This is a genomic window from Affinirhizobium straminoryzae (assembly GCF_007004135.1).
GTDB lineage: Bacteria > Pseudomonadota > Alphaproteobacteria > Rhizobiales > Rhizobiaceae > Neorhizobium > Neorhizobium straminoryzae.
Map to the genome: position 1 here is coordinate 58,828 of NZ_VJMG01000005.1, position 9,020 is coordinate 67,847.

The following is a 9,020-nucleotide window of genomic DNA, read 5'->3' on the forward strand; positions in this document are numbered from 1 at the left end:
TCTCCACGCCGGCCAAGGGCCGGATGAAGAGAGCATGCCAGAAAAATAATAAGTCTATAGGAAAAGTAGATTAATCAGCGCCGAAGGGGAGGAAGATTTTTGCGCCGGACGCGCGGACCGGGGAAACAGGGAATGGCTCTCCGAGCCCCTCCCCTTTTCCAGATCACGGCCGTGGTGTTGTCATCCGCCGTATTCGATGATTTCCAGCCCGGCATTGTAATCGGTCGCGTAGATCAGCCCCTTCGCATCGACGAACACATCGGCGGACTGGATGACCTTGGGCCGGCCGGGGCGGCGATCCGTCATGACGGTCGGCCCGGCCGGGACGAGCGCGCCGGTCTCGACCGGATGATAGGGATCGGAAATGTCGAAGGCGCGAATGCCGGCATTCTGCCAGGTGGCGAAGATCAGGGTTTCCGACTGGAAGCTGCCCGGGCGGTTCTCATGCAGGTTGTGCGGGCCGAAGTGACCGCCCTTCGTGACATAATCCGCTTCGTTCGGGATCGGGAAGGTCGAGATGCTGATCGGGTTTTCCGGCACGCGGATATCGAAGACCCAGGTGTGCTTGCGGCCATCCTCCTCGTTGTCGAGCACGGCTTCGTCCGCCACCACCAGCAGATCGCGACCGGGAAGCGGCAGCGGCGAATGGGTGCCGCCGCCGTAAGGGGGGCACCAGTTGTGGTGCTTGATCAACTTCGGCGCCGCATGATCGGTAATGTCGATGAGCGTCAGCCCGCCATCGCGCCAGCAGGCATAGGCAGTGTTGCCGTGAACCAAAGCATGGTGAAGTGCATAGCGGCGCCCCTCGCCCCAGTTCGGCTCTTCGCCTGCTGCGCGGTTCATCCCCGGCAACCACCAGCGGCCGACCAGTTCCGGCTTCGTCGGGTCCGCCATGTCGATGGTGACGAAGATATAGTCGGAGAAGCCATCCAGCAAAGCGGAGGCATAGGCATAGCGTCCGCCGACATACCACAGGCGATGGAAGCCGACGCCCTCCACATCCAGCTGGCCGATCTTGCGGGGACGATCCGGCACGGAAATATCGTAGACCGTCATGCCGGCCGTCCAGGCCCGTTCCCGCTTCGTCGCGGCCACCGTCTCGCCGACCGACTTGGTATAATAAGCCTTCTCGTCGGTGAAGGTGTCCACGTCCGCGAAAAGATCCAGCGCGTTGATGACCAGCAGCAGATCGCCATGGGTCTGCAGGTGGATGTTCCAGGTATTGGCCGGCGCCTGCACGTAATTCACGGTCTTCGGGTGGGCCGGATCGCGCACATCCACGATGGAGAAGCCTTGCGACCAGGGATGCGCCACATAGGCATGGCCGCGATGCACCATCAGTTGCAGGCCATCGCCACGGCCGCCGATATCGCTATGGCCGATCAGTTTCATGTTGCGGGCATAATCGGGGGTCGGCAATTCGGTCTGGGCCATGACGTTTCTCGTATCGCGGTTATGAAGACGCACCGCCTCTCCGCGAGGCGGTGCTGAGGGCTCGGTTCGCGGTGGTCAGTTCTTGGCGGCCGGAATCCAGCTCGCCGTTGCGGCATCGCTCTTCTGGAAGGCCGGGAACTTCTTCTGCAGATCCTCGATCGTGCCGATGGAGTTCCTGGTGAGATCGTCGCGGGTAATCAGCGTCGGCTTCAGCAGCACCGACTGGCCCGGGAACTGGCCGGCGATATCCAGCGAAACGGCGCGGACGGACACTTCGCCCACGACCGCAGCATTGGTGGCCGCCGTTGCGACCCAGGCACTGTCCGGCTCGATCATCAGCTGGATGTCGGCGGTGGAGGTATCGACGCCGTAGATCTTCACCTTGCTTGCAACGCCAAGCTCGTCGATGGCGAGCTTCACGCCCTTGGCAAACTCGTCCCAGGGGGTAAAGATCACGGAAATATCCGGGTTGGCGCGCAGCACAGCCTTGGTCTGGTCGGCGACAGAGGCCGGAACGGTATCGTTGACCACGCCCCAGACGGCCTTTTCCTTCAGGTTATGCTTGGCGACATAATCCTTCCAGACGGCATAGCGACGGTCAAGCGGCGCAAAGCCGGCCACGTAGACGGCACCGCCGGTAAAGCCATCGCCCTTGTCCTTGATCGCCTGATCGAGAACGAGCGTCGCCATGTCCTTGTCGCTCTGCTCGATCTGGGCAATCTTGGGATTGTCGAGGTTGACGTCATAGGCGACGACCTTGATGCCCTTGTCGAGCGCCTTCTGGGCGACGTCCTTCAGCACTTCGGGACGGCCATTGTTGATGATGATGCCATCGACGCCGAGATTGATGGCCTGCTCGACCAGATTGCGCTGCGTCTCGTTGTCGTTGCGCGCCTGCGAGACGGTCAGCTTTACGCCGAGCGCATCGGCCTGACGCTTCACGCCGGCTTCGAAAGCCTGCAGCCAGTCGCCGCTGCCGAGGAAGCTGACGACGGCAATGTTCACCTGACGCTTGTCGAAAGGCGCCGGCGCACCGGCAATGCCCGCCGCCATGGCTGCCTGGGCGAGGAAGCTTCCGCCGATCACGGCGGCGGCAAAAGTCTTGATCAGTCTGTTCATGGATGTCCCCATAGCTGTGAAAAGGAATGTGTTTACGTGCGGGCGCGGCTGAAGCCGTAAGTGAGCGCCAGGGCCCCGACAAGCACCGCGCCCTTGATGAAATCCTGCGTATAATAGGGCGCGTTCAGCATGGTGAGCCCGTTGAGAAGCACGCCGACGAAGACCGCGCCGACCGTGGTGCCGAGCACGTTCGGGCGCTTGAGGCTCAAGACCGCAAAGCCGATCAGCGAGGCGGCCACCGAATCCATCAGAAGCGACGCGCCCGACGAGACATCGCCGCGCCCGACACGGGCGGCGACAATGATGCCGCCCAGCGCCGCCAGGGTTCCGGAGAGGACATAGGCAATGGTGCGGATGCGGGCCGTGTTGCCGCCGGCCAGCCGGGTCGCGATCTCGTTGCCACCGGTCGCGAAGAGAAGGCGGCCAAACCGCGTGTGTTCCGTGAGCACGTAAAGGGCGATGGCCACCAGAACCATCAGGATGACCGGCAGCGGCACCGTTCCGAACAGGCTGGAACGGCCGATCAGCAGGAAGGCGGGATCATATTTGCCGGTGGCCGTCGTCCCATCCGGCAGGATCAGGCCGACGGAGATGGAGCGTCCGGCCGTCGGGATGAGTTGCAGGCCGGTCAGCAGGAACATGGTCGCAAGGGTCGCCAGCAGATCCGGCACCTTCAGTTTGACGATCAGGAAGGCGTTGACGAGCCCGACCAGTGCGCCAAAGGCCAGCACCAGCGGCACGGTCTGCCATGCGGAAAAGCCGAGCACGATCATCGCATAGCTGGCCGCCATGACGCTGGAGGCCGCCACCGCGCCGACCGAGAGATCGAAGCCGCCGATCGCCAGCGTCACCGTGACGCCGGCGCCGATGATCGCCACGACGGAGACGGCCTGCAGCACGCTCATCAGATTGTTGAGCGTCAGAAAGGCCGGCTGTGCCGCGGTGAACAGCACGAACAGAGCCGCGAGCAGCAGGAAAACAGCACCGCGGCGGACGATATCCTTCAACACGTCGCCCGTGGATCGATGATAGGAGGCCGCGACGGCCTCACCCTGGCTGATCTCGCTCATGCATGTTCCTCCAGCAGTGCAGGCGCACTGCCTTGATGTTCCGGTCTGAGGCTATGGTGGTCCATCACCAGAACCCGATCCGCGACCTCGAGGGCCTCCTCGGTATCGGATGTGGCAATCAGGGTGGCGCGGCTGCGGTCGGCACGGATGGCGGCGATGATGTCCTGGCGCGCGCCGACATCCACCCCCTGGAAAGGCTCGTCCAGCAGCAGGAGACGGCTTGGCTCCGCTTCCCAGCGCGCCAGAACCACCTTCTGCTGGTTGCCGCCCGAGAGCGCCCAGATGGATTGTCCCGGCGATTGCGCCTTGATGCCGAGGCGAGAGATGGCCTTGCCGGCTTCCCGCGTCTCCCGGCCGGACAGCATCAAGCCCTTTGGATACCAGCGCGGCAGGTGCGGCAGGCTGATGGTGGCCGCGATCGTCTCTCCCGGCCAGTCGCGCGGCATCAGGGAGGAGCGATGCCGGTCCTCGGCGGCCATCACGACGCCCGCGGCAATCGCGTCGGCCGGATCGCGCGGTGCATAGACGCGCCCATCCAGCAACACCTCGCCGCCGGCAAGATGATGCGTGCCAAACAGCGCGGACAACAGGCGGCTCTTGCCGGCCCCCAGCACGCCGGTAATGGCGACAACCTCGCCCTCCCGCACCTGAAGGTCGAAGGGTTGGGCACGACGATGCAGTTGCACCGCCCGCAGCTCCAGCACGACCCGGCCGCATGAAGCCCTCGCTTGCGGACGTGCCGCGTTGAGCGGCCTGCCGATCATCGCCGCAATCGCCTCATCGAAATCGATCGGTCGCGTGAAGGTGGCCACATCCCTGCCGCCGCGCAGTACGACGGCGCGGTCGGCCAGTGCCGCGATGTCGGCCGTCCGGTGCGAGATGTAGAGAACCGAAATCCCCCTTGCTTTCAGGCCAAGCACGGTCTGGTACAGGCGGCCTGCCTCTTCCGTCGAAAGGCTGGCGGTCGGTTCGTCAAGGATCAGCAGCTGCGCCTTCATGGAGAGAGCGCGCGCAATCGCGATCAACTGCCGGTCCGCAGGCCCGAGTTCCGAAAACCGGCGCTCAAGCGGCAGATCGAAACCCGCCTCGCTGAGGATCGTTGCAGCGGTCCGGCGAACACTGCGGCGCGTGAGGAAGAAGGGTTGGCGGCCATCGACGAAATGGTTGAGCAGCAGCGCATCCGCAACCGTCAGATCCGGGATGCCGACCAGATCCGTCGACTGATGCACGGTGACGACGCCGAGAGCCGCTGCCGCTGCCGGTGTCTGCGGCGCATAAGCCCGTCCGTTCATGCGGATCGATCCGCTATCTGACGTCTGGACGCCGGACAGGATCTTCACCAGCGTCGATTTGCCGGCGCCGTTCGCCCCCATCAGCGCGACGATTTCGCCCCGCCCGATGCCTAGAGACGCCCCGGCCAAGGCCCGGGTGGAGCCGAAGGATCGGTGAATATTTTCGATCTCGATAAGAGACATGGCGCGGCCTGTGATTGATGCGTGCTGAGTGGTAATCGCAACAGGCTTACGTTCAAGAACGCGACTTGCCTGCCAAAGCGAAACTGTAGAAAAGATTTCTCATTTCAGACGCTTGCCCGTTTTCGTCGCGCGTAATGCCGGCGCTCGCGCAACCACAGCAAGCCATGACTTGACGATAGCCAGATTTTCTCCTGAGCCATCGGCTTCTGAGCAAGAAAACCCGCCTTGCCTCACCAAGACGCAACAATCCGCACTCATTAATCTATAAAAACTATGGATTAATAGGGGCGCCGCTGAGGACAGAGCGGCATAGCCGGTTTTCGCGTCTCGATCGGGCATGTCCCCAGACAGACGCCTCACAAGGGATCATTCCATGACATCGCTTTTCCACGCATTGAAGTCCCCTGCGGGCGCGGCACTCGCGCTTCTGGCAGCATCACCGGTCATGGCGGCCGGATTGACCGGGGCGCCCGCGCCGTTCGACAAGGGGGGCGTGAAGATCGCGCTCATCAGCTACATTTCCGCCGGCGACTTCTTCCAGGCCTACCAGGCCGGGGCGCAGTCGCAGGCCAAGGCGCTGGGCGTCGATCTCCAGATTTTCCCCGGCCGGCAGAATGCGGCCGAGCAGCGGGAACAGATCCTGCAGGCAATCAATCTGGGCGCCAAGGCGATCGTGATCGACCACGGACAGCCGGAAGCGCTCTCCGACGTGGTGCAGCAGGCGCTCGACAAGGGCATCAAGGTGGTGGCTTTCGACGTCAACCTCAACAATCCAAAAATCCCGCAGGTCGAACAGAGCGACCACAGGCTGGCGGAACTGACGCTGCAGCAGGCGCTGAAGGATAATGGTACCAGCTTCAAGGCCGGTTACGTCTATGTCGCGGGATTTGCGCCGCTCGACCGCCGTAACGAGATCTGGGAAAAGGTGAAGGCGGAAAACAAGGGTATTACAGAGACGGCGCGCTTCGGCACTGTCAGCGATACGACGGCGACCGCCACCGCCGATCAGGCAAAGGCCGTCTTCCGCGCCAATCCCGACATAACGGTGGTCTTTGCGCCCTATGACGAATTTGCCCGCGGTGTGAAGCTGGCCGTCAACGATCTCGGCATCGCCGACAAGGTGAAGATCTATTCCGCTGACATCTCGACGGCCGATATCCAGGAAATCACCGAAAAGGGCAGCCCCTGGGTCGCGACCGCCGCCACCAATCCGGCCGTGGTGGGCGCCGTCTCCATCCGGGCTGCCGCCCTTCAACTGGCCGGTGAAAGCGTGCCGCACCAGATCGTCGTCGATCCCGTTCTCGTGACGCAGAAGGATCTTCGTGAAGCGGGCGTCAACACCATCGAGGAACTGGCGAAGAAGATTCCCGCCTTTTCAACCAGCACGGCGGTGACCGCCAGCTGGATTCCATCTGCTGCGTTCTGAGCCGATCCTCCCCGGCACGAGCGCACACGACGGCGAGGGCGGAGACTGGATCATTCCGCCCTCGCCGTCCGGATCACGCCTCCGGATGAGGTCGCGGGGGTTACACCGCGCGCGTTCCAAAATGTTTGATCGCCAGCATGCAGATCGCTCACCGGTAAGCGCACTGAGCGTCATCAGCAGCCAGCGCAGGCCGCTATCGCCTCACGACGTGCCGGCTGCACGATGATCGCAAACCTGCCCTCGATCATCTGCCCTGGCGTCAGCATGCCGAATCCATGACGGATTGCATTTTCCGGGTCGCCGAGAACCCCGGCTCTGTGGGAGACCGGCTCAATGCAGATGTAATCCTTCATCCGGTGGACAGACAGATGCGGCACCCCCTCAAGGGCTTTCACTTCAACCTCCCACCCTGTTGCCATGTCTATTCTCGCAGTCTGCCACCCGGCGAGATGGATGGTATAGGCCGTGGCGGCCGGCAGCGCGCCCGGGGGCCGCGGGATTGCCTCTGAAGCTGTCGGAAGGTCTTTGCCATCAAGGGGAAAGGCAAGAGACGCATCCGTTTCCGCTCTTTGGTCCGTAGCGGCCCGGAAATAGGGATGCCAGCCGAGCCCACCCGGCATATTGCCCTGACCATTGTTGCGCAGACGCAAGGTGACCAGGAGCCGATCCGGGGCGATCGCAAAATGCTGCTGCGCAGTAAAATCGAAAGGCCAGTCCGCATCGGCTTGATGTGCCAGTTCCAGCGACAGGCTGTCGGCACTGTGCTCTACGGCGGTCCACGGCCGTCGATGGGCGGGGCCATGGATAGCGTCCGGCGCCAGGGCCGGATGTGGCGCAATCCGATATTCACATCCCTCAAACGCAACAACACCATCGATCACGCGGTTATGGAAGGGAAACAGGGGATAGGCCCCTGCCTTTGGCCAGTCGAACGGAGCAAAACTCCGGGTGTCCATCGGCACGACAACGTCACCGATAGCCGGATGCACCAGACGGCTCATGCGTCCCCCTGCGCCTGGACGAAAGGCTGCGACAAAGCCGCCTGCTCCGATCTCCAGATCCGCGGGCCCCTGCGCATCAGGCAAAGGCATAGGAACCGTCGGGCCGCTTCGGCACGCGTCGCTGCCAATGCACGTAGCCGTCGTCCTGCATCGCCTTTTCGTCCATCTCGACGCCCCAGCCCGCACGCTCAGGCCTCAACTCAAGATAGCCATCCTTCGGCAGGTAGGGATCCACGACGTAGCGGGTCTCGTCCTCGCGGCTTTCCACCTGCGTGCCGCCATAGACGTAACACTGGCCCCTGGGCAGGCGGTATTCGAGAATGCGGAAGTTCTGCGTCGCCGCAGCAAAGTGAACGTTGACCGCCGTCGCCAGCGGCCCCATCGGGTTGTGCGGGGCCATGCTGACGAAATGCGCCTCCGCCAGAACGGCGATCTTGCGCATTTCCGAAATTCCGCCCACGACGCAGATATCCGGCTGAATCCAGTCGGCGCCCTTCACCTGCAGCAGGCGCAGGAATTCGAAGCGGCTGTAGAGGGATTCCCCCGTGGCGAGCGTGCAGTTGAGCCCCTGTTTCAGGTCGCCCCAGGCCTCGATGTTTTCCGGTCGGAGCGGCTCCTCGAAGAACAGCGGGTCATAGGCTGCCAGCGCATTGCCGAGCTGGCGTGCGGCCGCCGGTTCGAAAATCTTGGCATGGGCATCGAAGGCGATCTCGTAATCCGCGCGCACGGTTTCCCGAAGGGAGCGGAAATAGTCGGCCGAGGAGCGGATGACCTCGCCCCAGCGATGGGTGTGGATGTCGATACGCCAGGGGCTGAGCTTGAAGGCGGTGAAGCCCCATTCCTCGTTCAGGCGGTCGAACTCGTCTCTCGCTGCCGGTGCATCCGGCGCCGTGTAGACGCCGGCATAAACGCGGATCCTGTCGCGTACCGCGCCACCCAGCAGCTTGTAGACCGGCACGTTAACGGCCTTCGCCGCCAGATCCCAGAGGCAGTGGTCGATGGCGGAGATGGCAGCAAGTCCCAGAGCGCCCGGCGGAAAGCGGCATTGCTGGATGAGCAGGTTGACGAGGTATTCCACCCGCGTCGGGTCCTGCCCGGCAACAAAGCCGTAGAGGTAATCGAGCAGCGGCGGCAGCGCGAGATCCGGGCCGTGATTGTAGCATTCGCCCCAACCGGTCAGGCCATCATCGGTGTCGAGGGCAACGATCACGCGCGGACGATCCTTGTCGCGCGTGACGTAGACCCGCATGCGGTCAATCTTCATGTCCCTGCCTCATGCACTGAAATAGGTGCGGCGCTGCAGGCGCGTCTGAACATAGAGACGTTCGCCATAGGTGCCGGGATTGTAGGAATTGGCGCTCTCCTGCACGGGCACGGAGAGATTGCCCTCGCTCGGGAAGCGCGCCACGAACTCTTCATCGATATCGCAGCCGAGACCGGGCGCATCCGGAACGGTCAGGAAACCATCGTGCCGCACCCCGTGCAGCGCGATGGT

At 63.2% G+C, this 9,020-nt stretch carries 7 protein-coding genes and 1 pseudogene; 1 reads left to right on the plus strand and 7 read right to left on the minus strand.

The genetic code is table 11. From position 1 onward, the window contains the following. Positions 1 to 180 precede the first annotated feature (180 nt). The 4 genes from FNA46_RS02030 to FNA46_RS02045 all read right to left on the minus strand — a co-directional run bounded on the left by FNA46_RS02030 (position 181) and on the right by FNA46_RS02045 (position 5,098). A complete protein-coding gene (locus FNA46_RS02030) occupies positions 181 to 1,434 on the minus strand; it encodes an LVIVD repeat-containing protein (protein ID WP_142880674.1) in 1,254 nt (417 codons plus the stop codon). 75 nt (positions 1,435 to 1,509) lie between these two features. Beyond that, positions 1,510 to 2,553, minus strand: a complete 1,044-nt coding sequence (locus tag FNA46_RS02035) for a substrate-binding domain-containing protein (protein ID WP_142880675.1) — start codon at positions 2,551 to 2,553, stop codon at positions 1,510 to 1,512. A gap of 32 nt (positions 2,554 to 2,585) precedes the next feature. After that, positions 2,586 to 3,623, minus strand: a complete 1,038-nt coding sequence (locus FNA46_RS02040; protein ID WP_142880676.1) for an ABC transporter permease — start codon at positions 3,621 to 3,623, stop codon at positions 2,586 to 2,588. After that, positions 3,620 to 5,098: a sugar ABC transporter ATP-binding protein gene (locus FNA46_RS02045; RefSeq protein ID WP_142880677.1), complete on the minus strand. Its 1,479-nt coding sequence runs from the start codon at positions 5,096 to 5,098 to the stop codon at positions 3,620 to 3,622. The genes FNA46_RS02040 and FNA46_RS02045 overlap by 4 nt, the downstream gene beginning before the upstream one ends. Before the next feature lie 373 nt (positions 5,099 to 5,471). On the opposite strand from FNA46_RS02045, the gene FNA46_RS02050 reads away from it, so the two are divergent. After that, complete coding sequence (locus FNA46_RS02050; RefSeq protein ID WP_185969689.1) at positions 5,472 to 6,524, plus strand: substrate-binding domain-containing protein; 1,053 nt, start codon at positions 5,472 to 5,474, stop codon at positions 6,522 to 6,524. Between the two features lie 173 nt (positions 6,525 to 6,697). Here the strand turns inward: FNA46_RS02050 and FNA46_RS02055 are convergent, their stop codons facing one another. From FNA46_RS02055 to FNA46_RS02065, 3 genes and pseudogenes are all read right to left on the minus strand, one after another. Then, positions 6,698 to 7,615, minus strand: coding sequence for an aldose epimerase family protein (locus tag FNA46_RS02055; RefSeq protein ID WP_142880678.1), 918 nt, complete (start codon positions 7,613 to 7,615; stop codon positions 6,698 to 6,700). Continuing rightward, positions 7,602 to 8,789 carry a galactarate dehydratase gene (locus tag FNA46_RS02060; RefSeq protein WP_142880679.1) on the minus strand — a complete coding sequence of 396 codons (1,188 nt, stop codon included), beginning with the start codon at positions 8,787 to 8,789 and terminating at the stop codon, positions 7,602 to 7,604. Before FNA46_RS02060 ends, FNA46_RS02055 begins: the two co-directional genes overlap by 14 nt. Positions 8,790 to 8,798: 9 nt before the next feature. After that, positions 8,799 to 9,020, minus strand: a pseudogene (locus FNA46_RS02065) (mandelate racemase/muconate lactonizing enzyme family protein); the annotation flags it as partial.

What these genes read in the sequence shown, in the direction of transcription:
- FNA46_RS02030 (WP_142880674.1), bottom strand. Translation starts at nt 1,434, where the DNA reads ATGGCCCAGACCGAATTGCCGACCCCCGATTATGCCCGCAACATGAAA.
- FNA46_RS02035 (WP_142880675.1), bottom strand. Translation starts at nt 2,553, where the DNA reads ATGAACAGACTGATCAAGACTTTTGCCGCCGCCGTGATCGGCGGAAGC.
- FNA46_RS02040 (WP_142880676.1), bottom strand. Translation starts at nt 3,623, where the DNA reads ATGAGCGAGATCAGCCAGGGTGAGGCCGTCGCGGCCTCCTATCATCGA.
- FNA46_RS02045 (WP_142880677.1), bottom strand. Translation starts at nt 5,098, where the DNA reads ATGTCTCTTATCGAGATCGAAAATATTCACCGATCCTTCGGCTCCACC.
- FNA46_RS02050 (WP_185969689.1), top strand. Translation starts at nt 5,472, where the DNA reads ATGACATCGCTTTTCCACGCATTGAAGTCCCCTGCGGGCGCGGCACTC.
- FNA46_RS02055 (WP_142880678.1), bottom strand. Translation starts at nt 7,615, where the DNA reads ATGCCTTTGCCTGATGCGCAGGGGCCCGCGGATCTGGAGATCGGAGCA.
- FNA46_RS02060 (WP_142880679.1), bottom strand. Translation starts at nt 8,789, where the DNA reads ATGAAGATTGACCGCATGCGGGTCTACGTCACGCGCGACAAGGATCGT.